28 protein-coding genes, 1 tRNA gene and 1 riboswitch are annotated in these 25,049 nt (G+C 38.1%); of the genes, 21 read left to right on the top strand and 8 right to left on the bottom strand.

Going from position 1 to position 25,049, the window contains the following annotated elements:
• Positions 1–38: 38 nt before the first annotated feature.
• The gene (gene mscL / locus FBF73_RS01775) at positions 39–419 is read right to left on the bottom strand and encodes a large conductance mechanosensitive channel protein MscL (protein ID WP_000910205.1); all 381 of its coding nucleotides are present in this window, start codon (positions 417–419) and stop codon (positions 39–41) included.
• Between the two features lie 85 nt (positions 420–504).
• Complete coding sequence (locus FBF73_RS01770) at positions 505–936, bottom strand: GtrA family protein (protein ID WP_136936800.1); 432 nt, start codon at positions 934–936, stop codon at positions 505–507.
• A 28-nt stretch (positions 937–964) separates the two neighbouring features.
• Positions 965–1,062: riboswitch (PreQ1 riboswitch) on the top strand.
• On the opposite strand from FBF73_RS01770, the gene FBF73_RS01765 reads away from it, so the two are divergent.
• From FBF73_RS01765 to dapA, 4 genes are all read left to right on the top strand, one after another.
• The gene (locus FBF73_RS01765) at positions 1,060–1,569 is read left to right on the top strand and encodes a QueT transporter family protein (RefSeq protein WP_000737072.1); all 510 of its coding nucleotides are present in this window, start codon (positions 1,060–1,062) and stop codon (positions 1,567–1,569) included. (Overlaps the previous riboswitch by 3 nt.)
• Before the next feature lie 99 nt (positions 1,570–1,668).
• Positions 1,669–1,741: transfer RNA gene (locus FBF73_RS01760), tRNA-Thr, on the top strand.
• 378 nt (positions 1,742–2,119) lie between these two features.
• Entirely contained in the window at positions 2,120–3,196 is a 1,077-nt protein-coding gene (locus FBF73_RS01755; protein WP_000542462.1) for an aspartate-semialdehyde dehydrogenase, read from the top strand.
• 56 nt (positions 3,197–3,252) lie between these two features.
• Entirely contained in the window at positions 3,253–4,188 is a 936-nt protein-coding gene (gene dapA / locus FBF73_RS01750; protein WP_061087953.1) for a 4-hydroxy-tetrahydrodipicolinate synthase, read from the top strand.
• Positions 4,189–4,232: 44 nt separating this feature from the next.
• Here the strand turns inward: dapA and mnmE are convergent, their stop codons facing one another.
• Positions 4,233–5,606 (bottom strand): tRNA uridine-5-carboxymethylaminomethyl(34) synthesis GTPase MnmE, encoded by a 1,374-nt coding sequence (mnmE, locus tag FBF73_RS01745; RefSeq protein ID WP_136936799.1) that lies wholly within the window; start codon positions 5,604–5,606, stop codon positions 4,233–4,235.
• Between the two features lie 137 nt (positions 5,607–5,743).
• Positions 5,744–5,926 carry a 4-oxalocrotonate tautomerase gene (locus tag FBF73_RS01740; RefSeq protein WP_001117401.1) on the bottom strand — a complete coding sequence of 61 codons (183 nt, stop codon included), beginning with the start codon at positions 5,924–5,926 and terminating at the stop codon, positions 5,744–5,746.
• Positions 5,927–6,049: 123 nt separating this feature from the next.
• On the opposite strand from FBF73_RS01740, the gene FBF73_RS01735 reads away from it, so the two are divergent.
• From FBF73_RS01735 to msr(D), 13 genes are all read left to right on the top strand, one after another.
• Positions 6,050–6,640 (top strand): thymidine kinase, encoded by a 591-nt coding sequence (locus FBF73_RS01735; protein WP_061759153.1) that lies wholly within the window; start codon positions 6,050–6,052, stop codon positions 6,638–6,640.
• Positions 6,637–7,716, top strand: coding sequence for a peptide chain release factor 1 (gene prfA / locus FBF73_RS01730; RefSeq protein WP_001028815.1), 1,080 nt, complete (start codon positions 6,637–6,639; stop codon positions 7,714–7,716). Before FBF73_RS01735 ends, prfA begins: the two co-directional genes overlap by 4 nt.
• Positions 7,716–8,552, top strand: a complete 837-nt coding sequence (prmC, locus tag FBF73_RS01725; RefSeq protein WP_136936798.1) for a peptide chain release factor N(5)-glutamine methyltransferase — start codon at positions 7,716–7,718, stop codon at positions 8,550–8,552. Before prfA ends, prmC begins: the two co-directional genes overlap by 1 nt.
• Positions 8,536–9,138 (top strand): L-threonylcarbamoyladenylate synthase, encoded by a 603-nt coding sequence (locus tag FBF73_RS01720; RefSeq protein ID WP_169435152.1) that lies wholly within the window; start codon positions 8,536–8,538, stop codon positions 9,136–9,138. The genes prmC and FBF73_RS01720 overlap by 17 nt, the downstream gene beginning before the upstream one ends.
• A 1-nt stretch (position 9,139) precedes the next feature.
• Complete coding sequence (locus FBF73_RS01715; RefSeq protein WP_102210807.1) at positions 9,140–9,571, top strand: GNAT family N-acetyltransferase; 432 nt, start codon at positions 9,140–9,142, stop codon at positions 9,569–9,571.
• A gap of 59 nt (positions 9,572–9,630) precedes the next feature.
• Positions 9,631–10,887, top strand: coding sequence for a serine hydroxymethyltransferase (glyA, locus tag FBF73_RS01710; RefSeq protein ID WP_136936797.1), 1,257 nt, complete (start codon positions 9,631–9,633; stop codon positions 10,885–10,887).
• A gap of 7 nt (positions 10,888–10,894) precedes the next feature.
• Positions 10,895–11,869 (top strand): nucleoid-associated protein, encoded by a 975-nt coding sequence (locus FBF73_RS01705; RefSeq protein WP_169435151.1) that lies wholly within the window; start codon positions 10,895–10,897, stop codon positions 11,867–11,869.
• Positions 11,869–12,483: a cell wall hydrolase Pmp23 gene (pmp23, locus tag FBF73_RS01700; protein WP_136936795.1), complete on the top strand. Its 615-nt coding sequence runs from the start codon at positions 11,869–11,871 to the stop codon at positions 12,481–12,483. The genes FBF73_RS01705 and pmp23 overlap by 1 nt, the downstream gene beginning before the upstream one ends.
• A gap of 73 nt (positions 12,484–12,556) precedes the next feature.
• The gene (locus FBF73_RS01695; protein ID WP_136936794.1) at positions 12,557–13,531 is read left to right on the top strand and encodes a DUF1002 domain-containing protein; all 975 of its coding nucleotides are present in this window, start codon (positions 12,557–12,559) and stop codon (positions 13,529–13,531) included.
• Between the two features lie 73 nt (positions 13,532–13,604).
• Positions 13,605–14,963, top strand: a complete 1,359-nt coding sequence (gene rlmD, locus FBF73_RS01690; protein ID WP_136936793.1) for a 23S rRNA (uracil(1939)-C(5))-methyltransferase RlmD — start codon at positions 13,605–13,607, stop codon at positions 14,961–14,963.
• A 593-nt stretch (positions 14,964–15,556) separates the two neighbouring features.
• Positions 15,557–15,727, top strand: coding sequence for a hypothetical protein (locus FBF73_RS01685; protein WP_000873143.1), 171 nt, complete (start codon positions 15,557–15,559; stop codon positions 15,725–15,727).
• Positions 15,728–16,112: 385 nt separating this feature from the next.
• The gene (gene mef(A), locus FBF73_RS01680) at positions 16,113–17,330 is read left to right on the top strand and encodes a macrolide efflux MFS transporter Mef(A) (protein WP_000417519.1); all 1,218 of its coding nucleotides are present in this window, start codon (positions 16,113–16,115) and stop codon (positions 17,328–17,330) included.
• Between the two features lie 119 nt (positions 17,331–17,449).
• Complete coding sequence (msr(D), locus tag FBF73_RS01675; protein ID WP_000420313.1) at positions 17,450–18,913, top strand: ABC-F type ribosomal protection protein Msr(D); 1,464 nt, start codon at positions 17,450–17,452, stop codon at positions 18,911–18,913.
• A 117-nt stretch (positions 18,914–19,030) separates the two neighbouring features.
• Here the strand turns inward: msr(D) and FBF73_RS01670 are convergent, their stop codons facing one another.
• The 4 genes from FBF73_RS01670 to FBF73_RS01655 are packed head-to-tail and all read right to left on the bottom strand — an operon-like array spanning position 19,031 to position 20,275.
• Entirely contained in the window at positions 19,031–19,330 is a 300-nt protein-coding gene (locus FBF73_RS01670) for a DUF5960 family protein (protein ID WP_136936792.1), read from the bottom strand.
• Positions 19,317–19,685 (bottom strand): hypothetical protein, encoded by a 369-nt coding sequence (locus FBF73_RS01665; protein WP_000567222.1) that lies wholly within the window; start codon positions 19,683–19,685, stop codon positions 19,317–19,319. The genes FBF73_RS01670 and FBF73_RS01665 overlap by 14 nt, the downstream gene beginning before the upstream one ends.
• A gap of 12 nt (positions 19,686–19,697) precedes the next feature.
• Complete coding sequence (locus tag FBF73_RS01660) at positions 19,698–20,033, bottom strand: hypothetical protein (protein WP_000806926.1); 336 nt, start codon at positions 20,031–20,033, stop codon at positions 19,698–19,700.
• Positions 20,030–20,275, bottom strand: coding sequence for a hypothetical protein (locus tag FBF73_RS01655; protein WP_001813542.1), 246 nt, complete (start codon positions 20,273–20,275; stop codon positions 20,030–20,032). The genes FBF73_RS01660 and FBF73_RS01655 overlap by 4 nt, the downstream gene beginning before the upstream one ends.
• A gap of 1,280 nt (positions 20,276–21,555) precedes the next feature.
• Here FBF73_RS01655 and FBF73_RS01640 point away from each other — a divergent pair.
• The 4 genes from FBF73_RS01640 (at position 21,556) to FBF73_RS01625 (ending at position 24,905) form a co-directional block, all read left to right on the top strand.
• The gene (locus tag FBF73_RS01640) at positions 21,556–22,404 is read left to right on the top strand and encodes a recombinase family protein (protein WP_136936791.1); all 849 of its coding nucleotides are present in this window, start codon (positions 21,556–21,558) and stop codon (positions 22,402–22,404) included.
• Between the two features lie 100 nt (positions 22,405–22,504).
• Positions 22,505–23,176, top strand: coding sequence for a hypothetical protein (locus FBF73_RS01635; RefSeq protein ID WP_136936790.1), 672 nt, complete (start codon positions 22,505–22,507; stop codon positions 23,174–23,176).
• Between the two features lie 95 nt (positions 23,177–23,271).
• Positions 23,272–24,024 (top strand): hypothetical protein, encoded by a 753-nt coding sequence (locus tag FBF73_RS01630; protein ID WP_136936789.1) that lies wholly within the window; start codon positions 23,272–23,274, stop codon positions 24,022–24,024.
• A 272-nt stretch (positions 24,025–24,296) separates the two neighbouring features.
• Positions 24,297–24,905, top strand: a complete 609-nt coding sequence (locus tag FBF73_RS01625; RefSeq protein ID WP_136936788.1) for a Type 1 glutamine amidotransferase-like domain-containing protein — start codon at positions 24,297–24,299, stop codon at positions 24,903–24,905.
• Positions 24,906–25,049: the final 144 nt, after the last annotated feature.

Below are 25,049 nucleotides of genomic sequence, written 5' to 3'. Positions count from 1 at the left end.
AAAAAGGATTTAGCTTTGTGCTAGATCCTTTTAATTGATTATTTTTTCTCAAGAAGAGCTTTGATCTCTTGAAGTACTTCCAACTCAGTTGGACCAGCTGGAGCTTCCTCAGCAGCTTCTTCTTTCTTAGTAAGGCTTTGAGCTTTTTCAATTCCTTTGATAACGAAGAAGAGAACAGTACCGATAACTAGGAAGTTGATAACAGCACTCAAGAATTTACCATATGTAACACCATTCCAAGCAAGCTCAGCGATGTTTTGTACTTTCGCAGCTTCCAAGGCTGGATTCAAAATAAGTGGAGTGATGATATCGTTAACAAGTGATGTAACGATTGCACCAAAAGCAGTGGCAATGATCACACCGACAGCAAGGTCAACAACATTACCACGAAGCAAGAATGCTTTAAGATCTTTTAACATTTTCATAATTTCCTTTCAAAAAACTCTTACACTTAATTATATATTAATTAAGAAATTCTTGCAAGCTATATGTTTAAAATTTTTCTTATTTTTTAAAAATAAATACCTTACTAAAAATGTAATTGAGGATAATTATCAAAAATTGTGAAATAGCTGTTTCGATAGTATTAACCTTGTCTATATTATTATTTACAAATTGCCCTATGATATGAGGAAATTGAGTCACAAACAGAAAAGTAAAGAGCAAATCTAACAGAAAAGTAGAAAGGCGAGCAAGAGAAAATTTCAATAAACGGATAAGTCGATTCTTCCTTGTTTGCTTAAACACGATTGTATCATTTGTAATAAAGGCAAAGAAGATACCGATAATATTTGCTAGTCCAGTAGCAAGGAGTTCTTTATGGGTTAATTGATAAATGACCAATCGCGAGAGAATAGAAACTAGAGTTGTCGCAAGGCCAAAGAAGAGATAGGCAAAAATTTCATTGTTAAAAATTTTTTGAATACATTTTTTCATGTATTAAGTATAGCATAAAGCAGTCTATTGTGCTATACTAGTAAGGTTGAATGAATCAACCCTTGGTGCTTAGCTTCTTTCACCAAGCATATTATACGCGGGTAACCCGCCAAAGGAGAAAAGATGAAAAAATTAACTATTCGTGATGTTGCAGATATTGCAATCGTCGCTGCTATCTACGTCGTTTTGACTGTCACACCGCCTCTAAATGCCATTAGCTATGGCGCTTATCAGTTCCGTATTTCAGAAATGATGAACTTTATGGCTTTTTACAATCCTAAGTACATCATCGGAGTTACCATCGGTTGTATGATTGCTAATTTCTTTAGTTTCGGACTGCTAGATGTCTTTGTTGGTGGTGGATCAACCTTGGTATTCCTCAGTCTAGGTGTTTGGCTTTTTGCAAAATACAGCAAAGATTACCTTTTTAACGGATTGATTCGAAAAGATCATTTCTTCTTTTCAATCCTCTTTTCAATTTCCATGTTTACTATCGCTGCAGAGTTGAATATCGTAGCGCAATTACCATTTTTCCTTACTTGGTTCACAACAGGAATTGGTGAATTTGCCTCATTGATTATTGGAGCGATTATTATCGGTAAAATTGGTCGTCGAATCGATTTAAGCAAATAGAATTAGATAAGCTAGGTAGCTCTTACCTGGCTTTTCCTTATAGAAAATTTCTAAGAAAACTTGACAAGTTTTTCTAACTATAGTATACTTTTTAAGTAAGCTGATTTAGCTCAGTTGGCAGAGCGCATCCATGGTAAGGATGAGGTCGCCGGTTCAATCCCGGCAATTAGCATGATATTTACAGGGAAACTCTTGAACGCAAGAGTTTTTTCTTATGCTCGCGAGAAAAATTTTGATTTTTGTATAATAAAAATCATCCTGCAAAAATTTTTTATTGACAAAACCAAGTATCTCTAGTAATATAGTAGATGCGATGAGTCGATAGGTAGTCTTCGGACTACTATTGAGCATAAGGAGGTCATAACGCAGGAGCGGACCTTGATGAGTTGTGTGAACCTGCTCATCACATGAAGATGCCTCTTAGTCCCTGGTCTAGCGACTGGGGATTTTTATTTTCCAAAAAATGATGAAAAAGCTTTGCAATTCATGGAAAAAGTAGTATAATACATCTATTATAGAAATTTTTAGAAAATTCCGAAAGAGGTTATTTATGGGATATACAGTTGCTGTAGTCGGCGCGACAGGTGCTGTCGGTGCTCAGATGATAAAAATGTTGGAAGAATCAACACTTCCAATCGATAAAATTCGTTTACTTGCTTCTGCACGTTCAGCGGGCAAGACTTTGAAATTTAAAGACCAAGATATTACGATTGAAGAAACGACTGAAACAGCTTTTGAAGGAGTTGATATTGCTCTCTTTTCAGCAGGTGGTTCTACATCAGCTAAGTATGCACCGTACGCAGTTAAAGCTGGAGCGGTAGTAGTTGATAATACATCTTACTTCCGTCAAAATCCAGATGTTCCTTTGGTTGTTCCAGAGGTCAATGCTCACGCACTTGATGCCCACAACGGTATCATTGCTTGCCCTAACTGTTCAACAATCCAAATGATGGTAGCGCTTGAGCCAGTTCGCCAAAAATGGGGCTTGGATCGTATCATTGTTTCAACTTACCAAGCAGTTTCAGGTGCTGGTATGGGAGCAATTCTTGAAACACAACGTGAACTTCGTGAAGTCTTGAATGATGGAGTGAAACCACGTGATTTACACGCAGAAATTTTGCCTTCAGGTGGTGATAAGAAACATTATCCTATCGCCTTCAACGCTCTCCCACAAATCGATGTCTTCACTGACAATGATTACACATACGAAGAGATGAAGATGACTAAGGAAACTAAGAAAATCATGGAAGATGATAGCATCGCAGTATCTGCAACATGTGTGCGAATTCCAGTCTTGTCAGCTCACTCTGAGTCTGTTTACATCGAAACAAAAGAAGTGGCTCCAATCGAAGAAGTGAAAGCAGCTATCGCAGCCTTCCCAGGTGCTGTTCTTGAAGATGATGTAGCTCATCAAATCTATCCGCAAGCCATCAATGCAGTTGGTTCACGTGATACCTTTGTTGGTCGTATCCGTAAAGACTTGGATGCTGAAAAAGGAATTCACATGTGGGTTGTTTCAGATAACCTTCTCAAAGGTGCTGCTTGGAACTCAGTTCAGATTGCAGAAACTCTTCACGAACGTGGCTTGGTTCGTCCAACAGCTGAATTGAAATTTGAATTAAAATAGTCATATAATTTAGGAGTTCAGATGAACTCCTTCTTTGAAATAGAGAGGTGTTTCTCATGTCTTATCAAGATTTAAAAGAGTGTAAAATCATCACAGCCTTTATTACCCCCTTCCACGAGGATGGTTCCATCAACTTTGATGCTATTCCAGCCTTGATTGAGCATTTATTGGACCATCATACGGATGGAATTCTTCTTGCTGGTACGACAGCTGAAAGTCCTACCTTGACCCACGATGAAGAGTTGGAGATTTTTACTGCTGTACAAAAAGTTGTTAATGGTCGGGTACCGCTTATTGCTGGTATCGGTACCAATGATACTCGTGATTCAATCGAGTTTGTAAAAGAAGTAGCAGAGTTTGGTGGTTTTGCAGCTGGACTTGCAATCGTCCCTTACTACAACAAACCTTCTCAAGAAGGGATGTATCAGCACTTTAAAGCAATTGCAGACGCTTCTGACTTACCGATTATTATCTATAACATTCCAGGGCGTGTGGTTGTCGAATTGACTCCAGAAACTATGCTTCGTTTGGCTGACCATCCAAATATCATTGGTGTCAAAGAATGTACTAGCTTGGCAAATATGGCTTACTTGATTGAGCACAAGCCAGAAGAGTTCTTGGTCTATACTGGTGAGGATGGAGATGCTTTCCATGCCATGAACCTTGGTGCGGATGGGGTTATTTCTGTTGCCTCTCATACAAATGGGGATGAAATGCACGAGATGTTTACTGCCATTGCAGAAAGCGATATGAAAAAAGCAGCGGCTATTCAGCGTAAATTCATCCCTAAAGTCAATGCCCTCTTCTCTTATCCAAGTCCTGCTCCTGTTAAGGCAGTTCTGAACTATATGGGATTTGAAGCTGGTCCAACTCGATTACCTCTAGTTCCAGCACCAGAAGAAGATGCCAAACGCATTATCAAGGTTGTTGTAGATGGCGACTACGAAGCGACTAAGGCAACTGTAACAGGTGTCTTAAGACCAGATTACTAATAAAGACAATAAAATCCATGACCGAATGTACGATCATGGATTTCTTATTTTCCTAAACAGAATTGGCTAAAGAGTTGGGTGATGAGTTCATCAGGAGCCGCATCACCTGTGATTTCACCTAGAATTTCCCAAGTACGTGTCAAATCTACTTGAAGCAAATCAACTGGCATCCCCAGTTCAAGACCTTCATTAACAGCTTGTAGGCTTTCAACTGCCTTTTCAATCAGGGAAATGTGACGAGCATTAGACAAGTAAGTAGCGTCTTGCTCAACCAAACCAGCATTTTCAAAGAAGAGGTTGTTGATGCGCTCTTCAATCTTATCAATGTTTTGGTTTTTAAGGACGGAAATACGGATGACGTCTTCAGGTAGTTCTGAAGTTTCAATCGCTTCAGGTAAGTCGGTTTTATTAAGTAGAATAATGCGGTTGGTATCCTGACTAATTTCAAGAAGCTGAAGATCTTGAGCAGTCAGTGGTTCACTGGCATTTAGTACTAGTAGAACCAAGTCAGCTTCCTTAAGAGCTTTTTTAGAGCGTTCAACACCGATTTGTTCAACGATATCGTCTGTTTCACGGATACCAGCTGTATCAATCAACTTGAGAGGGACACCGTTGATGTTGACGTATTCTTCAATGACATCACGTGTTGTCCCAGCGATATCTGTTACGATAGCCTTGTCCTCACGCAAGAGGTTGTTGAGAAGGCTTGATTTCCCAACGTTGGGACGTCCGATAATAGCAGTGGAAATTCCTTCTCGAAGGATTTTACCTCGACGGGCTGTTCTAAGGAGATTGGTTAGTAATTGTTCAAACTCCATAGTCTTTTCACGGACCACAGCAGTAGTCGCTTCTTCAACATCGTCATACTCAGGATAGTCGATATTAACCTCAACTTGGGCGAGTGTATTGAGGATTTCTTGACGGGTATTGTTGATAAGGTCAGAAAGGGAACCATCCAATTGTTTGACCGCAATGTTCATAGCCTTGTCAGTCTTGGCACGGATGATATCCATCACCGCCTCAGCCTGTGTCAAGTCTACGCGACCGTTTAGAAAGGCACGTTTGGTAAATTCACCAGGTTCAGCCAACCGAGCTCCTTCACGGATAGCTAGCTGGAGAATCTCATTGGTCACGGCAATACCACCGTGGGTGTTAATCTCGATAATATCTTCACGAGTAAAGGTCTTTGGAGATTTCATAGCCCCAACCATAACCTCGTCCATGATTTTACCAGTCTGAGGGTCAATAATGTGACCGTAGTTAAGGGTATGGCTAGCAACCTGACTCAAGTCTTTCCCTTTGAAAATCTTTTGTGCAATTTCAAAACTGTCTGTTCCGCTTAAGCGGACAATACCAATTGCTCCTTCACCTAGTGGAGTAGAGATAGCAGCGATGGTATCAAATTCACGTGTAATCATAATGTTTCCTTTAATCAATAACTCTTTTCTTGGAAATTTTTCCAAGTCTCTTTTCAAATTGTAACAAATTTGAACTATTTCTTCAATGGATGCTACTTGGAGATTGAAAAAGCCTAAGCAATTCTGCTTAAGCTAGTTTATTTGGTACGCATTTCCCCTTGAGGGAAGTAAGTTCCTTCTGGCATGTCGTTGATGATGACATGGACAGCAGATTGAGGGGCTCCAGTGTTGCGAACAACAGCTTCTGTTACTTCCTTAGCAAGAGCTTTCTTTTGCTCGAGCGTGCGTCCTTCAAATAAATCGATGCGTACAAATGGCATAATAGCTTCCTCCACTAGTTTTTGATTTCTTCTATTTTACCACATTTTGCCGTTTAAAGCTTAAGAAAATTATGATATACTAGAATGTAGCAAAAATTTAGAAATGGACGTGAAGCAAGAAACATGGCACAGTTGTATTATCGTTATGGGACCATGAATTCTGGTAAAACCATTGAGATTCTCAAAGTGGCCTATAACTACGAGGAGCAGGGAAAAAGTGTTGTGATTATGACCTCGGCTCTGGATACGCGTGATGGTGTTGGCTATGTGTCGAGTCGTATTGGCATGAAACGCCCTGCCATTGCGATTGAGGAAACGACGGATATCTTTGGCTATATCCGAGACCTACCAGAAACACCTTACTGTGTGTTGGTCGATGAAGCCCAGTTTCTCAAGCGTCACCATGTTTACGACTTAGCTCGTGTTGTTGATGAGCTAGACATACCCGTCATGGCTTTTGGTTTGAAAAATGATTTTCGCAATGAACTGTTCGAAGGTTCCAAGTATCTCTTGCTCTTAGCAGATAAGATCGACGAAATCAAGACCATTTGTCAGTATTGCAAGAAAAAGGCGACCATGGTATTACGAACTCAGGATGGACTGCCCGTTTACGATGGAGAACAGATCCAGATTGGTGGTAATGAAACCTATATCTCAGTTTGCCGTAAACATTATTTTGCCCCTGAAATCAATAAGGAGAATGAAGAAAAATGAACATCTATGATCAACTACAAGCTGTAGAAGACCGTTATGAAGAATTAGGAGAGTTGCTTAGTGACCCAGATGTGGTTTCGGACACCAAGCGTTTCATGGAGCTTTCAAAAGAAGAGGCTTCAACTCGTGACACAGTAACAGCCTATCGTGAGTACAAACAAGTCCTTCAAAACATCGTTGATGCCGAAGAGATGATTAAGGAATCAGGCGGAGATGCGGATTTGGAAGAAATGGCCAAGCAAGAACTCAAAGATGCCAAGGCTGAAAAAGAAGAATACGAAGAAAAACTGAAAATCTTGCTCCTTCCAAAGGATCCAAACGATGATAAGAACATCATCCTAGAAATCCGTGGTGCAGCTGGTGGAGACGAAGCAGCACTTTTCGCTGGTGACCTCCTAACCATGTACCAAAAATATGCTGAAGCCCAAGGCTGGCGCTTTGAAGTCATGGAGGCTTCTATGAATGGTGTAGGTGGTTTCAAAGAAGTGGTTGCCATGGTTTCAGGTCAGTCTGTATACTCTAAACTCAAGTATGAATCTGGTGCCCACCGTGTGCAACGTGTCCCTGTGACAGAAAGTCAAGGTCGTGTTCATACATCAACTGCCACAGTCCTTGTCATGCCTGAAGTAGAAGAAGTTGAATACGATATTGATCCAAAAGACCTTCGTGTCGACATCTACCATGCATCAGGTGCTGGTGGACAGAACGTCAATAAGGTTGCGACTGCCGTTCGTATCGTTCACTTGCCAACCAATATCAAGGTTGAGATGCAGGAAGAACGTACCCAGCAGAAGAACCGTGAGAAGGCCATGAAAATCATCCGTGCGCGTGTCGCTGACCACTTTGCTCAGATTGCTCAGGATGAACAAGACGCTGAGCGTAAGTCAACAATCGGTACTGGTGACCGTTCAGAACGGATTCGTACTTATAACTTCCCACAAAACCGTGTCACAGACCACCGTATCGGCTTAACTCTCCAAAAACTAGATACCATTTTATCTGGTAAATTGGATGAAGTTGTGGACGCCTTGGTACTCTATGACCAAACACAAAAATTAGAAGAATTAAACAAATAATGAAATTAGCTCAATTATTTTCAGATTTTGAAGAAGAGTTGATAAGACAAGGAGAGGAAGCTGAAAGCCTCTCTTTTGTCTATCGTAGCCTGAAAAATCTATCTTTTACAGATTTCGTTTTTGCCCTCCAGCAGGAAGTGACGGAAGAGGAAGAAGTATTTGTAAAAGGAATTTTCCAACAGTTAGTAGATCATAAACCAGCACAGTACATCATTGGACAGGCAGATTTTTATGGAATGCAGTTAAAAGTTGATGAGCGAGTATTGATCCCTCGTCCAGAAACAGAGGAGTTGGTGGAGCTTATCCTGGCTGAAAATCCTGATATGAATCTATCAGTTTTGGATATAGGTACAGGTAGTGGAGCTATTGCTCTCGCTCTAGCAAAAAACAGACCAGCTTGGTCAGTGACAGCAACAGACATTTCCCAAGAGGCTTTAGATTTATCTAGCGAGAATGCTAAAAATCAAAAACTTAATATATTTTTTAAAAAATCTGATTGTTTTGGAGAAATTTCTGAAAAATATGATATAATTGTATCCAATCCACCCTATATCTCTCGTGAAGATGAGTCAGAGGTTGGCTTGAATGTCTTGCATTCGGAACCTCATCTAGCTCTTTTTGCAGACGAGGATGGCCTAGCTATTTACCGTAGAATTGCGGAAGATGCAAAAGACTATCTCAAAGATGGTGGTAAGATTTACCTTGAAATTGGATACAAGCAAGGTCAAAGTGTTCCTGAACTTTTTAGGAAGCATCTTCCTGAAAAAAGAGTACGAACGCTCAAGGACCAATTTGGTCAAGATAGGATGGTCGTGGTTGATGATGGACAGGATTAGGCAAGAGTTGGAAAAGGGTGGAGCTGTTGTTTTGCCTACAGAGACGGTTTACGGTCTTTTTGCCAAGGCTCTAGATGAAAAAGCAGTGGATCATGTTTACCAGCTCAAACGTCGTCCTAGAGATAAGGCACTCAATCTCAATATCGCCTCTCTAGAGGACATCTTGCACTTTTCTAAGAATCAACCATCTTATCTGCAAAAACTTGTAGAGACCTTTTTACCAGGTCCCTTGACCATTATACTAGAAGCCAATGACCGAGTTCCCTATTGGGTCAATTCTGGTCTTGCAACTGTTGGATTTCGGATGCCAAGTCATCCCATTACCCTTGATTTGATTCGAGAGACAGGTCCCTTGATTGGACCGTCTGCCAATATTTCAGGTCAGGCAAGTGGAGTGACCTTTAATCAAATTCTAGAGGATTTTGACCAAGAGGTTTTGGGTTTGGAAGACGATTCTTTTCTAACTGGACAGGATTCAACTATTTTGGATTTGTCTGGAGACAAGGTGAAAATCTTACGCCAAGGGGCCATTAAGCGAGAAGATATTCTTGCTCAGTTGCCAGAGATTTCTTTTGAGGAGGAATGAAATGCTAAGAGATTTACAAGAAACTGATGTGAAAGCTATATGTGACATTAACCAAGATGCTTTGGGCTATTCGTTTAGTCCAGAGGAAACGGCTAGTCAACTAGCTAGACTGTCTCAGGATTCCCATCATTTCCTACTTGGATATGAGGATGCAGCCAGTCATGTCTTACTTGGATATGTCCACGCTGAAGTTTACGAATCACTTTATTCCAAAGCAGGATTTAATATTTTAGCTTTAGCAGTTTCACCTCAAGCACAAGGGCAAGGTATTGGTAAAAGCTTACTGCAAGGGTTGGATCAAGAAGCAAAAAGACGTGGTTATGGGTTTATCCGCTTAAACTCTGCCGATCATCGTCTGGGTGCTCATGCATTTTATGAAAAAGTTGGTTATACTTGTGATAAAGTGCAGAAACGGTTTATTCGCATCTTTTAGTTTATTTTCTTATTGTAAAACAAACTAAAGGACCAGTCACGCTATAAAGGAGAAGACCTATGATTTTTGATAAAGACGATTTTAAAGCATATGATGCTGATCTCTGGAATGCTATTACCAAAGAAGAAGAACGCCAGCAAAACAACATTGAGTTGATTGCTTCGGAAAACGTAGTTTCCAAGGCTGTTATGGCAGCTCAAGGGTCTATCTTGACGAATAAATACGCAGAAGGCTACCCAGGACGCCGTTATTATGGCGGTACAAATGTAGTAGATGTAGTTGAAAGTCTAGCTATTGAACGTGCCAAAGAAATTTTCGGTGCAAAATTTGCAAATGTTCAACCACACTCAGGAAGCCAAGCCAACTGTGCGGCTTACATGGCCTTGATTGAGCCAGGTGATACCGTTATGGGGATGGATTTGGCAGCAGGTGGACACTTGACCCACGGAGCTCCAGTTAGCTTCTCAGGTCAAACCTACAACTTTGTTTCTTACAGTGTTGACCCTGAAACGGAACTCTTAGATTTTGATGCTATCTTGAAACAAGCGCAAGAAGTAAAACCCAAATTGATCGTAGCAGGTGCTTCAGCTTATTCTCAAATTATCGATTTTTCAAAATTCCGTGAAATCGCTGATGCTGTTGGAGCTAAGCTCATGGTCGATATGGCTCATATCGCTGGTTTGGTTGCAGCTGGTCTACACCCAAGTCCAGTGCCATACGCTCATATCACGACAACAACGACCCACAAAACCCTTCGTGGTCCACGTGGTGGTTTGATTTTGACTAATGATGAAGAACTAGCTAAGAAAATCAATTCAGCAATTTTCCCAGGTATTCAGGGCGGTCCTTTGGAACATGTTGTTGCAGCTAAGGCAGTTTCTTTCAAAGAAGTTTTGGATCCAGCCTTCAAGGAATATGCTGCTAATGTTATCAAAAACAGTAAGGCTATGGCAGATGTCTTCTTGCAAGACCCTGATTTCCGTATCATTTCTGGTGGAACTGAAAACCACCTTTTCCTAGTTGATGTAACCAAGGTTGTAGAAAACGGAAAAGTTGCTCAAAACTTGCTGGATGAAGTCAATATTACTCTAAATAAAAACTCAATCCCTTACGAAAGCTTGTCACCATTCAAGACAAGTGGTATTCGTATCGGAGCAGCAGCCATTACTGCACGTGGATTTGGTGAAGAAGAAAGTCGCAAAGTGGCTGAGCTCATCATTAAAACCCTAAAGAATGCAGAAAATGAAGCTGTCTTAGAAGAAGTGAGAAGTGCAGTTAAAGAATTAACAGATGCCTTCCCATTATACGAGGACTAATACTTTTATGGACATTTATATTAAGAAAGCTATTATTCATCAGTTCAGTCCGGATGATACCGAGCTGTTCCTAGCGGATAAGTTTCTCAATATCACTCCAAAAATCGAAGAATACCTGCGTAAAAAAATTGAACGTGTGTATTCAGATGAAGCCAAGACTGGGATTTTCGAAGAAGAAAATCCCTTCTTCAATCACATCACAGACGATTTATTGGAGACATCAGTGACACTGGCTAATCTCTGGAAAGAGGAGTTCAGCATTTCAGAAAATCTTAAGACCAATGACTTGATTTTTGTGCAATTTTCTAAAGAAGGTGTAGAACATTTCGCTTTCTTGCGAATTGCCCTGCGGGAGACTTTGACTCACCTCGGAGGAGAAGTTGAGAATCCAATCAAGATAACTCAGAATAACCTGCCTGGATTTGGAACGGGTGCTGACGAATCCTTGGTGGTCAATCTTCAGAGTCGCAAGTACCATCTGATTGAAAAACGAATCAAGTATAACGGGACTTTTTTGAATTATTTTTCAGATAATCTCCTAGCCGTCGCCCCTAAAATTTCACCTAAGAAATCTATCAAAGAACTGGAAAAAACGGCCCAGCGCATTGCTGAGACTTTTAACACAGATGATTTTCAATTTCAATCTAAGGTCAAATCAGCGATTTTCAATAATCTAGAAGAAAGTAATGAATTGTCACCTGAAAAATTGGCCAACGACCTTTTTGACAATAATCTGACGGCTCGTTTGAGCTTTATTGATCAAGTCAAGGAAGCTGTACCAGAGCCTGTTCAATTTGATGAAATTGATGCCAGTCGTCAGCTTAAAAAATTTGAAAACCAAAAACTTTCCTTGTCAAATGGAATTGAGCTTATCGTTCCCCATAACGTCTATCAAGACGCCGAGTCTGTTGAGTTTATCCAAAACGACAATGGAACCTACTCTATCTTAATCAAAAATATCGAGGATATCCAAAGTAAATAATGTTTAAACGAATTCGAAGAGTGCTTGTACTAGCAGTCTTCCTTTTTGCTGGATATAAAGCTTACCGCGTTCACCAAGATGTCAAGCAAGTCATGACCTATCAACCCATGGTGCGAGAAATCTTGAGTGAAAAAGACACCCCAGCAAACGAAGAGCTTGTGCTCGCTATGATTTATACCGAAACAAAAGGAAAAGAAGGCGATGTTATGCAGTCTAGTGAGTCTGCTAGTGGCGCTACCAATACCATCAATGATAATGCCTCTAGCATTCGGCAAGGCGTTCAAACTCTGACAGACAATCTCTATCTGGCCCAGAAGAAGGGGGTAGATGTCTGGACGGCTGTTCAAGCCTATAATTTTGGACCTGCCTATATCGATTTTATCGCCCAAAATGGCAAGGAAAACACCTTAGCTCTGGCCAAACAGTACTCTCGTGATACTGTTGCTCCCTTGCTGGGTAATACCACTGGAAAGACTTATAGTTATATGCACCCCATTTCTATTTTTCACGGTGCCGAACTCTATGTAAATGGAGGAAACTATTACTATTCTAGACAGGTGCAACTCAACCTTTACATCATCAAATGTTTCACTCTCTTTTCGACATCTGGCTAGCCCAGGTGTTTTTGTTATAAGTTTTCTTTAAGATAGATATATTACTCTAGAAAGGTAAAGGAGGGAATTCCCTATGAGAAAGAAACTCTTTCTGACCAGTGCTGCGGTCTTGTGGGCAGTAACAGCTATGAATAGTGTCCATGCAGCAACAGATGTTCAAAAAGTCATCGATGAAACCTATGTCCAACCTGAATATGTCCTAGGTTCATCATTGTCTGAAGAACAAAAAAATCAAACCCTTAAAAAACTAGGCTACAATGCCTCAACAGACACCAAAGAACTCAAGACCATGACACCTGATGTCTATTCTAAGATTATGAATGTGGCCAATGACTCTAGCTTACAATTGTATTCATCAGCCAAGATTCAAAAGCTAGGGGACAAATCGCCACTTGAGGTCAAGATTGAAACACCTGAAAACATCACTAAGGTAACTCAGGATATGTACCGAAATGCAGCCGTAACTTTGGGTGTGGAACACGCCAAAATCACTGTAGCAGCCCCCATTCCAGTTACAGGAGAAAGTGCTTTAGCAGGGATTTATTATTCGCTAGAGGCTAATGGAGCCAAGGTACCGCAAGCCAATAAAGATTTGGCTCAAGAAGAGTTGAAGGCTTTGTCAGATATCAATGCTGAAAATAAGGACAAAACTGGCTATGATGCTAATAAATTGAACGTTGCCCTAGCCGATATCAAGTCAGGACTCTCCAAGGCTAAAGAAAGCAAGGGAAATCTGACAGAGGAAGATGTCCGTAAAATTGTTGAAGATACCTTAAAAAATTACAAACTTGATCAGGTTATAACAGGAAACCAGATTAATATTATCATTAATTTTGCTTTGAATCTCTCAAAGAGTGATATCCTCAGCAATGCAGACTTCACTAAAACCTTAAATGACCTTAAACAAAGTATCGTATCACAAGCTGGCGACAGTTTTAAAAATATCAACCTTAACTTTGATGCTGATAAGGCGCTAGAAGACGGGGGTAACTTCTTAAGTTCCCTCTGGCAAGCCATTGCCAACTTCTTCAAGAGTTTTGGTTCTTAAGAAAAATCATGGTATAATAGATGGTAACCGTAACGTTGCCGTCTTTTTTGTCGGTCAATAGAAAGAGAAGAAAATGTTAAAGAAAAATGATATTGTAGAAGTTGAAATTGTTGATTTGACCCATGAAGGCGCAGGAGTTGCCAAGGTGGATGGGTTGGTATTTTTTGTCGAAAATGCTTTACCGAGTGAAAAAATTCTCATGCGTATCCTCAAGGTCAATAAAAAGATTGGTTTTGGGAAAGTTGAAGAATACCTTGTCCAGTCACCACATCGTAACCAAGATCTAGATTTGGCTTACCTGCGTTCAGGAATCGCGGATTTAGGTCATCTTTCCTATCCAGAACAGCTCAAGTTTAAAACCAAGCAAGTCAAGGACAGTCTATACAAGATTGCTGGGATTGCTGATGTAGAGGTTGCTGAAACACTTGGTATGGAAAATCCAGTCAAGTACCGTAACAAGGCACAGGTCCCTGTTCGTCGAGTGAATGGTGTCTTGGAAACTGGATTTTTCCGTAAGAATTCTCACGACCTCATGCCTCTTGAAGATTTCTTTATCCAAGATCCCGCGATTGATGAGGTAGTAGTAGCCCTACGCGACTTGCTCCGTCGTTATGATTTGAAACCTTATGAAGAGAAAGAGCAATCAGGCTTGATTCGGAATCTTGTGGTGCGTTGCGGACACTATTCAGGTCAAATTATGGTTATTTTGGTAACAACTCGACCTAAAGTTTTCCGTGTGGAACAATTGATTGAACAACTAATCAAGCAATTCCCAGAGATTGTGTCTGTTATGCAAAATATCAATGACCAGAACACTAATGCTATTTTTGGTAAGGAATGGCGCACACTTTATGGACAAGACTTTATCACTGACCAGATGTTGGGAAATGACTACCAAATCGCTGGACCCGCTTTTTACCAAGTCAATACTGAAATGGCTGAAAAACTCTATCAAACAGCCATTGACTTTGCTGAATTAAAAGAAGATGATGTGGTCATTGATGCCTATTCTGGTATCGGGACGATTGGTCTTTCTGTTGCGAAACATGTCAAAGAAGTTTATGGTGTTGAGGTAATTCCAGAGGCGGTTGAGAATAGCAAAAAGAATGCTCAGATGAACAATATTTCAAACGCCCACTATGTCTGTGATACAGCCGAAAATGCCATGAAGAATTGGCTTAAAGATGGAATTCAACCAAGCCTTATCCTAGTGGATCCACCAAGAAAAGGTCTCACAGAAAGCTTTATCAAGGCAAGTAGTCAAACAGGAGCAGACCGCATCGCTTATATCTCATGTAATGTCGCAACCATGGCGCGTGATATCAAACTCTACCAAGAATTGGGATATGAATTGAAGAAAGTCCAGCCGGTGGATCTTTTTCCACAAACGCACCACGTCGAATGTGTAAGCTTGTTGGAGAAACGTAGTTAATCCTCAAAAGATTCCCCAAACCTTTTGAGTCCCGCAGACGCATCATGTTGAGGCGGTAAGTTTGCTAGTCAAGGAGTAAAACGACGAAGATTAGCATTTACTTCCGCCCATGCGATAGCTGTCCGTGATTGACAAGTGCTAGCACGCAGACAGAACGGAGATAGCGAACCGCTGAGTGTGTCGCTCTGCTCGTAAAAGCTTAGAAACCTTTGAACGAAAGGGATAATGAAAGCCTTGATTGCAAGGCTTTTTGCTTTATGGTGGGTAAGTATCAGAGTGAGAAAATTTTTGGAATGAGTAGAAGTGATAGCTAGAAATTATCAGTTTCTATTTCCATTTACCCTGTGGGTACGTGTTTGTTTCCATTGACAAGGAGTTTGTGGGAATAGAAATGTACCCACCTTGTTTGAATCAAGTGAAGTGTAGTTGAAGGAAATCTGTTGAAAGCAATACTTCATTTTACCGAATAAGTAATAATTTAGGCAACTTCAAATCGATTAAAAAAAACTATTTTAAAGGTTAAGAGTAGACAAAAATTGTCCACTCTTTTTTGCAAACTCAATTTATCAATAAATGAAATGAGGGAATGTAAAATGAAATATTTTGAGGTTGAGTTAGAAAATCCTGATGAATTTTTAAAACTACAAACAGAAGATTTTGTGAAAGCTAATCGCTTGCTACTAAGGAAGATAATCCAGAGCGTTACAGTCTATGAAGAAAACTTCGTCATATCCTTTAAATCTGGCATCGAATTGGAAGTATGAGTCTCATTCCATAACTTTTATATTGAACATATCATCTTGTTGTGTTATACTATAAATTGATATAAACAAAGATGTAGGAGGAACCGAAACTATGACAGCCTCAATGCGTTTAAGATAAGCTGGCAATAAAAAAAGCAGAATCTATACCCGATGATAGGCTTTTTTGTTGTGCTTATTTATACGATATTGAGCATTCATTAGTTACGGTGAGGATATTGGTTATTTAACTATACCTTTATTTAACTATGTCTTTAATATGAATGTTTCCAAATTGTATGTATGCAGACCAAAAGCCACATTGTGGGGTTTGGCCTGCATTTTTTATTGCCTAGAATGCTATTCAAAATAGAAATTCAAGCAAAATAATATGCAGGAGATAATATAAATGGAAAAATACAACAATTGGAAACGAAAATTTTATGCAATATGGGCAGGGCAAGCAGTATCATTAATCACTAGTGCCATCCTGCAAATGGCGATTATTTTTTACCTTACAGAAAAAACAGGATCTGCGATGGTCTTGTCTATGGCTTCATTAGTAGGTTTTTTACCCTATGCGATTTTGGGACCTGCCATTGGTGTGCTAGTGGATCGTCATGATAGGAAGAAGATAATGATTGGTGCCGATTTAATTATCGCAGCAGCTGGTGCAGTGCTTGCTATTGTTGCATTCTGTATGGAGCTACCTGTCTGGATGATTATGATAGTATTGTTTATCCGTAGCATTGGAACAGCTTTTCATACCCCAGCACTCAATGCGGTTACACCACTTTTAGTACCAGAAGAACAGCTAACGAAATGCGCAGGCTATAGTCAGTCTTTGCAGTCTATAAGCTATATTGTTAGTCCGGCAGTTGCAGCACTCTTATACTCCGTTTGGGATTTAAATGCTATTATTGCCATCGACGTATTGGGTGCTGTGATTGCATCTATTACGGTAGCAATTGTACGTATACCTAAGCTGGGTAATCAAGTGCAAAGTTTAGAACCAAATTTCATAAGGGAGATGAAAGAAGGAGTTGTGGTTCTGAGACAAAACAAAGGATTGTTTGCCTTATTACTCTTAGGAACACTATATACTTTTGTTTATATGCCAATCAATGCACTATTTCCTTTAATAAGCATGGAACACTTTAATGGAACACCTGTGCATATTTCTATTACGGAAATTTCCTTTGCATTTGGGATGCTAGCAGGAGGCTTATTATTAGGAAGATTAGGGGGCTTCGAAAAGCATGTATTACTAATAACAAGTTCATTTTTTATAATGGGGACCAGTTTAGCCGTTTCGGGAATACTTCCTCCAAATGGATTTGTAATATTCGTAGTTTGCTGTGCAATAATGGGGCTTTCGGTGCCATTTTATAGCGGTGTGCAAACAGCTCTTTTTCAGGAGAAAATTAAGCCTGAATATTTAGGACGTGTATTTTCTTTGATCGGAAGTATCATGTCACTTGCTATGCCAATTGGGTTAATTCTTTCTGGATTCTTTGCTGATAAAATCGGTGTAAATCATTGGTTTTTACTATCAGGTATTTTAATTATTGGCATTGCTATAGTTTGCCAAATGATAACTGAGGTTAGAAAATTAGATTTAAAATAAACAATATTGGAGGAATATTTATGTATCTTATTTTCATGTAACTCTTCCTGCTAAAATCGCAGGGTTTTCCCTGCATACAAGCAAATGAAAGCATGCGATTATAGACAGGAGGAAATGTTATGGAATTAATATTAAAAGCAAAAGACATTCGTGTGGAATTCAAAGGACGCGATGTTTTAGATATAAATGAATTAGAAGTATATGATTATGACCGTATTGGTTTAGTAGGAGCAAATGGTGCTGGAAAAAGCACTTTACTCAGGGTACTTTTAGGAGAATTAACTCCCCCAGGATGTAAAATGAATCGTCTGGGTGAACTTGCCTATATTCCCCAGTTGGACGAAGTAACTCTGCAGGAGGAAAAAGATTTTGCACTTGTAGGCAAGCTAGGTGTTGAGCAATTAAATATACAGACTATGAGCGGTGGTGAAGAAACAAGGCTTAAAATAGCACAGGCCTTATCGGCACAGGTTCATGGTATTTTAGCGGATGAACCTACGAGCCATTTAGACCGTGAAGGAATTGATTTTCTAATAGGACAGCTAAAATATTTTACAGGTGCACTGTTAGTTATTAGCCATGACCGCTATTTTCTTGATGAAATAGTAGATAAAATATGGGAACTGAAAGATGGCAAAATCACTGAGTATTGGGGAAACTATTCTGATTATCTTCGTCAGAAAGAGGAAGAACGTAAGAGCCAAGCTGCAGAATACGAACAATTTATTGCGGAACGTGCCCGATTGGAAAGGGCTGCGGAGGAAAAGCGAAAACAGGCTCGTAAAATAGAACAGAAGGCAAAAGGTTCTTCAAAGAAAAAAAGTACTGAAGACGGAGGGCGTTTAGCTCATCAAAAATCAATAGGAAGTAAGGAAAAAAAGATGTATAATGCTGCTAAAACCCTAGAGCACAGGATTGCGGCCTTAGGAAAAGTAGAAGCTCCGGAAGGCATTCGCAGAATTCGTTTCAGGCAAAGTAAAGCATTGGAGCTCCATAATCCATACCCTATAGTCGGTGCAGAAATTAATAAAGTATTTGGGGATAAGGCTCTGTTTGAAAATGCATCTTTTCAAATTCCGTTAGGAGCAAAAGTGGCGTTAACTGGTGGTAATGGAATCGGAAAAACAACTTTAATCCAAATGATCTTAAACCATGAAGAAGGAATTTCTATTTCGCCTAAGGCAAAAATAGGTTACTTTGCACAGAATGGTTACAAGTACAACAGTAATCAGAATGTTATGGAGTTTATGCAGAAGGATTGTGACTACAATATATCAGAAATTCGTTCAGTGCTAGCATCTATGGGGTTCAAACAGAACGATATTGGAAAAAGTTTATCTGTTTTAAGCGGTGGAGAAATTATAAAATTGTTGCTTGCTAAAATGCTCATGGGTAGATATAACATCCTAATAATGGATGAACCCAGTAACTTCCTTGACATACCAAGTTTAGAGGCTTTGGAAATACTAATGAAGGAGTACACCGGAACTATCGTGTTTATCACCCACGATAAACGATTACTCGAAAATGTAGCAGATGTAGTTTATGAAATTAGAGATAAGAAAATAAATCTGAAACATTAAATTTAAGGTAGTCGCTGGTCAGTATAGTCTGTTCTGGTTGGCGACTCCATTGTTAAAGAGTATAAAGACTTTAGATTTTATGAATATTGAAAATAGGAACAGTCAATTGAACTGCTCCTATTTTTCTGCTAAATATATTGTAGTTTTCTTATATGTATAATGATAGATTAGCGGATTCTCATCTACGGTACTTACTTCAAATATGAAGAAGTGATCGCGGTTATCTCTGGACTTTTCCTTATTGAGGACAAAGTAATTCTTACGTGAAGTCTCCATTGTTTTTAGGATATCATCAGTTAGGAAGGTCAATGGAATATTCATGTTAGAGTAGCGGTAGAAGTCACGTTCAAAATCTTGGTAGCTCTCGCTATAATAGTCCATTTGTAGGTGATTACGCTGAAACTCAAGCTGATTCATAGAGCACCTCCTCGACAAGTTCAATACTAATAATGTCTTTTAATTTCAAATTGATGTGACCTGTTGTAGTTTTTATCAAAATGAAATCTTTGGTCAGACTTGGTATTGTTCCAGTGTAGGAAACACGCTTGTTTTTTTCAATCACTTGAATGCGTGTGCGTAGCTGCCCGGCGTATACTTGACTGAGGAGTAATAATTTCTTCTCTAGTGATAAGTCAGACATGTACGTTACTTTGTTTGTATCATCAGAGAGTGCTGATGCATGTTCAGATAGGAAAAAGCCCATCCATTTTTGCATCTTTGTATCCTGGTACTCTCTTGCTGATTGAAATGGTAAATATGAACGGTCAATCATATCAAATCCTTTCTATGCAGAGGCAAGGGTATTTTTATCAAATTGAATCGTAAAACCTTGAATTCCCCCACCTGTGTAACATTCTTTAAAGCGATTGATTACCTCAGTATAGATTATCACAGATGAGCTTGTTGGCTTAATGCTAAATGTAAATTCCAATGGTAATCGGTTTTCAGATTTAGCATGTACTAGTCGTATCGATATTTCAGTTGTTTTGAGTTTTCTCTGACGAAGTTTTGAAGTTGCTGTTTCAACGATTCCATGTAAAAATCTTTCAAGCATTTCAATATCATTACATCCTTTGCTACGGATTTCTGAAAATTGTACTGTATTTTTTTCTTGTTTCATTTTAATCCCTCCAATCCACCCGCGGAATGACCACCGATAAGTTTACTGCGTTCAATATTTCTGGAACCTTCAGTTAGGACGGTTCCTTTTTGTATGGCTAAAAAACCAAACTGTTCTCTGACAACATCAATAGCTGTCTGAAGTCTATTATCTTTTTCAATTTGTTCTACATCATCAAAGAGTGATAGTAGAGTATAGCTTTCATCTACGAAGCCACTATAAGATACACCAATTTGTCTCACTGCACCAGAGGTGTATTTTTTCGGAATAATACAAGTACATGACTCACCATTGTTTTGGGGAGATTTGCGGGTTCAATTTTATTCTGAGCATTTATAGATTTTTTCATCTCAGTCCTAGAATAGCCAATATGAATAGAAACGACAGTAGTCAATACTAGGGCTACTGTTCCGTTCCACAGTATCATTTAAAAATCATTTTCACACCCTTTCGTCTATTAGTATAGAAGAAAGCTCTCAGCACACGTCGAATGTGTAAGCTTGTTGGAGAAACGTAGTTAATCCTCAAAAGATTCCCCAAACCTTTTGAGTCCCGCAGACGCATCACGTGGAGTGTGTGGGATTGCTGGTAAAATCTTAAAAAACTTGTAAAGAAAGGGATAATGAAAAGCCTTGATTGTAAGGCTTTTTTTGATATATGAGGAAGTATCAGACTGAGAGCATAAGTTGAGTGTTTTGGTCCGATAGGGGGTGTTATTGAGTTTATATTTCCAGTTACACGTAGGGGGTACATTTATTACCTGTGAGCATGGCTTTATGGGAATTAATGCATCACCTCTTATATATGAAACTTAGGGAAGATTTGGTCTTGGGGAAATTTGTAATTGTTGTGATGAATTTCTTAACAAAGCTTGAGTTTTAATTTTTAGAACATTAAGAGTAAAATTATGATTGTTTATTTGAAAATTTTATGATAGAATGAGATTGAAATATTGAATTTTCTGTTATCGGGAATAGGGGTTCGCTCCCCTCCTCATCATTTGCTGCTAACCGATGTATCAGACTCCTCAACCTTATTTTTATTGGTCACACAAGTGACTGTAGAAATACTTATAGACTTAGTAAGTGATTGCTTATTCAATGTATTGAATGTAATGGAGGGCAAGATTATGATAACAATAATTTCGCAGGGTTCAAAATTTCTAATGTGTCTCGTCGCAGCGGTGAGGAGCTTCGGTAGCATTTATGCAAAGCTAGCGAGACACTACAAAAGAGTATTGCAAATAGTGGAATACTCTTTTGTAGTGTTATATAGATTGTGATTACATTTTGACTGATGTTTTTTTAAATATGTTAACAAGTGAGAGTATTAGTCCTGATATAAAGGATGTAATGCTTTCGCAGACTGAACTTTTGATGTTTTTAATGTGAGAATGTTAGATTAATATAGTATTTTTGGGTAAAACTTGATACAATTATAAAAATTCTTAGGGTGGCTATATAGTCATCCTTTTATTAGTTTATATACTGGTATTGTAAATTTTAAGTAAGGAGTAAATACTATGAAGTTTATGTTTTTGGACAAATATAAAAAAGCAAATCGCATTATAAAACATGAACAAGCAAAGGTCGTAAGGTATATATTTGATAGATTTCTAGAAGGATACAGTCCAGAATTTATTTCCAAAGAGTTAAGAGAACTGGAAATACCAGGTTGCACAGGTAAAGCAAAGTGGTGCCCAAGTGCTATATGGAAAATGCTTCAAAATGAAAAATACAAGGGTGATGCTTTTCTTCAGAAAACCTATACCGTTGATTTCCTGAAGAAGAAACGAATTGATAATGATAGACAAGTTAATCAATACTATATCGAGCAAAATCATGAACCAATCTTAGATAGAGAGAAGTGGGAGATTGTTCAGTTAGAAATAGCAAGAAGAAAGAAATTTAGAGATCAACATAAGCTCCAATTTTATATCATGCAGAAAGAAAACAATCCCTTTACAACAAAAGTATTTTGCGCCGAATGTGCTTCAGCCTTTGGTCGAAAGAACTGGACGACAAGTCGAGGCAAACGCAAGGTTTGGGAGTGTAATAATCTATATAGGATTAAAGGCCAGATTGGTTGTCAGAACAACCATATCGATGAAGAAATGCTTGAAACTATATTCCTTAGAGCAATTGAAGAATTAAAGGATAACAAGAATCTTTTGTTTGAGAGATGGAAAAGACTCCAAGAAGAAGGAAATCTTCTTGAACAGATGTACGGTGATAGACTTAAACATTTGATGTCCCAAGAAAATTTAGAATTTAATGGTGAGGTGATGTGTCAAGTACTCGATCACATCAAATTAACTATTGATGGTTCAATTACAATTGTATTCCTTGAAGAGACCGAAGTAACATTGTAGTAGCAGCAACCTGATGAGGGTTGCTCCTCTTTAGTGTTTAATAGTCTTGAAAGTGGTATAATAGGAAAAAGGATTGCTGTTTTGTTAGGAGGTTAGCAACATGTCATGGATTAGTAATTTGTTAGATAGAATAAAGAGATTTTTAAATGGAAATTCTTCAAATATGAAACCATTAGATATAGGTGATAATACTATTTTTAATTTTTCAGTGTATCAAAATGGAAATGATTCTAATCCTATGGACTACGATCCAAAGTTTAATGATATTTTAGCACAAGAAATGGGATTATGTTTTAAAACATACTATGAAAATTGGGAGAATCAGATATTTGAGTCACTTCTAGAAGTGCAGGGTACTCTAGAGCTGGAGTTGATATTTAAAGGTGTGCTTCTATCGGAAAGTTTTTATTTTCGTAATATAGGAGTTGGAGATAGCGTCAATAAAACTGCGGATTATAATTTTAGATATAAAAGTATCGGTGTTATATCGGAGTATAGAGGAAAGGGCGTTTGTAGTTGTTTACTATTGAAATCAATTATTGTAGTGTTAGAAAATGTGATAAATAATAGTGTTGAGTTCTCATTAGTTAATACTGTAAGCATTGATATTGATGATAAATATTCTATTTATAATTCTATCTTAACTGAGTTAATACCTGAGGAGAAAATGCAATATAAGATATTTGAAGTAGAAAACCGAGAAAAAGATTTAGACCACTTGAGAGAGTTATACAGACAAAAGCTAGAAACATTGTATTTCAATCTAAGTTAGTTAAGTCCAATAGTATAATTTAGAGTATTATTTCTTTTTATAGTCATAGACTAAAACAATTTCACCAGTAAGAATATAATAATTGAGGAGAAATTATGAAACATGTAAAGTTAAATACAGGTATTCCATTTGATATTGAAAAATTTGAAGATAAAACAAACAAAAGCTTTCCTTATTTTCAAGCCGGAAAAAAATATGCATTATGCCCAAGTTGTGGTTCATCTGTTCAAATTATTGGAGGAATTAATAACTTGACACAGAATAAAGAAAGAAGATTATATGCAGCACATACAAAAAATAAAGTCAGGGATTTGAATTTTAATGAGGTGGCAAAACTCAATTGCATAAATTATAAAGGAAATAATAATAATTGGCAAAGAATTTATGAGACTAGACAAAATATACCCGAAAATCAAGAGGTACTGGAGTATATAAATGAGAATATTGATGAAATTGCTAGTGCTGTGGAGGAATTAATCGGTTTTAGATGTAAGTTGAAAGATAGTAGAAGTAAAGTATTTGAAAATTTGTATCGGTCTTTTAAAGTCAATGGTGGCTTATGTATAGCTAACGATCAATTTGCTCCAGAATATATACCTAGAATGATTATAGAACGAGCAGGACCAGTACAATGTTGGGGAGCAATTCCTATAGGCAGAACTAAGGATTGTATACAGCGTACTCAAACTATTGAAGGTTCAATTGATAAGGGACAATTTAAACCCACTATTGAAGTCAAGTTTGTAGGAACTTTGGATCATGATGAAAATCCTACTAGACTTAACATGAAATTAATCATTGGTAATGAAGAGTTGGATATGTACCATATCAGTGCAAGGATAGATTAGAAGGATAGTTTTTCCTAAAATTATCCTTCTAATTTACAATAACAAGATGATGTTTAAGCATCAGTTTAGTTCTATAGTATTATTCTAATTATTTTAGGAAAGCATTTCGTCCTATAGTATATAAGGAAACTAACAGAACACGTGGAGTATGTAGTATTGCTGGTGCGATCTTAGTCAGTTTATAATAAAATGATATGTTTTAAGAAAAAATTATAATTTAGAAACGTGAATAAACTTGTTAAACTTTATGTATCTTTAGAAAGTGTGTTAACTTGAAAGAACAAATTTTTTTGATGGGTGGAAATCCCCCAATAACGAAATATAGCATTGTTGATAAAATTGTATTATCAAGCAAGATTGAAAGAATTGTTATTTTTACAGTTTATCGAGAAAATTGGGAACCGTATATGAAAAAGTACACGGAAGTTTTCCGAAGCTATTTTTCTAACCTAAACACTGATTACTTACTCTTGGATACTGAGCAGATTAATTTTGATAGCTATCTAGATGCTGATCTAATTATTATAGGTGGTGGAAATACGGAAAAGTATTTAGCTACTTACGTCAACCAGCAGTTCAAAAATTATATCGATCGTATGCTGAATAAAGGGGCAAAAGTTATAGGGTTTTCTGCAGGAGCCCTATTATTAGGAGAAAAAGTCTATGTCTCACCTAATGATAATTCAGATCATCAGATAAAGATAAAAAATGGATTAGGACTCTTTAGTCAGTTTTTAATTAGTGTCCATTATGATTCTTGGAATGATAAAGCTAATAAGGAGAGAGCTGAAGAACTCGTTAATGTTCCCATAATTCCACTAAATGATCATTCCTGTCTTGTATTGGATAAACTTGGAAACATCACAGAGAAAATTGACTAGTTTTAATCATGCGAATCTGAATCTACGAAACTAAAGTATTGACGAAATGAATAATGAAAAGCCTTGATTGTAAGACTTTTTTTGTGTTTTTATGATAGAATATAGGTAGTTATAATCGAGAGCAACTAAGAAGCAGTAAAAAAA

Source organism: Streptococcus mitis, assembly GCF_005144795.1.
GTDB lineage: Bacteria > Bacillota > Bacilli > Lactobacillales > Streptococcaceae > Streptococcus > Streptococcus mitis_BB.
Note: the sequence above shows the minus strand (reverse complement) of the source record. Positions and strands in the feature narration are given on the sequence as shown.

Coding starts and splice junctions, on each gene's coding strand:
- mscL (WP_000910205.1), bottom strand. CDS start 419: ATGTTAAAAGATCTTAAAGCATTCTTGCTTCGTGGTAATGTTGTTGAC.
- FBF73_RS01770 (WP_136936800.1), bottom strand. CDS start 936: ATGAAAAAATGTATTCAAAAAATTTTTAACAATGAAATTTTTGCCTAT.
- FBF73_RS01765 (WP_000737072.1), top strand. CDS start 1,060: ATGAAAAAATTAACTATTCGTGATGTTGCAGATATTGCAATCGTCGCT.
- FBF73_RS01755 (WP_000542462.1), top strand. CDS start 2,120: ATGGGATATACAGTTGCTGTAGTCGGCGCGACAGGTGCTGTCGGTGCT.
- dapA (WP_061087953.1), top strand. CDS start 3,253: ATGTCTTATCAAGATTTAAAAGAGTGTAAAATCATCACAGCCTTTATT.
- mnmE (WP_136936799.1), bottom strand. CDS start 5,606: ATGATTACACGTGAATTTGATACCATCGCTGCTATCTCTACTCCACTA.
- FBF73_RS01740 (WP_001117401.1), bottom strand. CDS start 5,926: ATGCCATTTGTACGCATCGATTTATTTGAAGGACGCACGCTCGAGCAA.
- FBF73_RS01735 (WP_061759153.1), top strand. CDS start 6,050: ATGGCACAGTTGTATTATCGTTATGGGACCATGAATTCTGGTAAAACC.
- prfA (WP_001028815.1), top strand. CDS start 6,637: ATGAACATCTATGATCAACTACAAGCTGTAGAAGACCGTTATGAAGAA.
- prmC (WP_136936798.1), top strand. CDS start 7,716: ATGAAATTAGCTCAATTATTTTCAGATTTTGAAGAAGAGTTGATAAGA.
- FBF73_RS01720 (WP_169435152.1), top strand. CDS start 8,536: ATGATGGACAGGATTAGGCAAGAGTTGGAAAAGGGTGGAGCTGTTGTT.
- FBF73_RS01715 (WP_102210807.1), top strand. CDS start 9,140: ATGCTAAGAGATTTACAAGAAACTGATGTGAAAGCTATATGTGACATT.
- glyA (WP_136936797.1), top strand. CDS start 9,631: ATGATTTTTGATAAAGACGATTTTAAAGCATATGATGCTGATCTCTGG.
- FBF73_RS01705 (WP_169435151.1), top strand. CDS start 10,895: ATGGACATTTATATTAAGAAAGCTATTATTCATCAGTTCAGTCCGGAT.
- pmp23 (WP_136936795.1), top strand. CDS start 11,869: ATGTTTAAACGAATTCGAAGAGTGCTTGTACTAGCAGTCTTCCTTTTT.
- FBF73_RS01695 (WP_136936794.1), top strand. CDS start 12,557: ATGAGAAAGAAACTCTTTCTGACCAGTGCTGCGGTCTTGTGGGCAGTA.
- rlmD (WP_136936793.1), top strand. CDS start 13,605: ATGTTAAAGAAAAATGATATTGTAGAAGTTGAAATTGTTGATTTGACC.
- FBF73_RS01685 (WP_000873143.1), top strand. CDS start 15,557: ATGAAATATTTTGAGGTTGAGTTAGAAAATCCTGATGAATTTTTAAAA.
- FBF73_RS01670 (WP_136936792.1), bottom strand. CDS start 19,330: ATGAATCAGCTTGAGTTTCAGCGTAATCACCTACAAATGGACTATTAT.
- FBF73_RS01665 (WP_000567222.1), bottom strand. CDS start 19,685: ATGATTGACCGTTCATATTTACCATTTCAATCAGCAAGAGAGTACCAG.
- FBF73_RS01660 (WP_000806926.1), bottom strand. CDS start 20,033: ATGAAACAAGAAAAAAATACAGTACAATTTTCAGAAATCCGTAGCAAA.
- FBF73_RS01640 (WP_136936791.1), top strand. CDS start 21,556: ATGAAGTTTATGTTTTTGGACAAATATAAAAAAGCAAATCGCATTATA.
- FBF73_RS01635 (WP_136936790.1), top strand. CDS start 22,505: ATGTCATGGATTAGTAATTTGTTAGATAGAATAAAGAGATTTTTAAAT.
- FBF73_RS01630 (WP_136936789.1), top strand. CDS start 23,272: ATGAAACATGTAAAGTTAAATACAGGTATTCCATTTGATATTGAAAAA.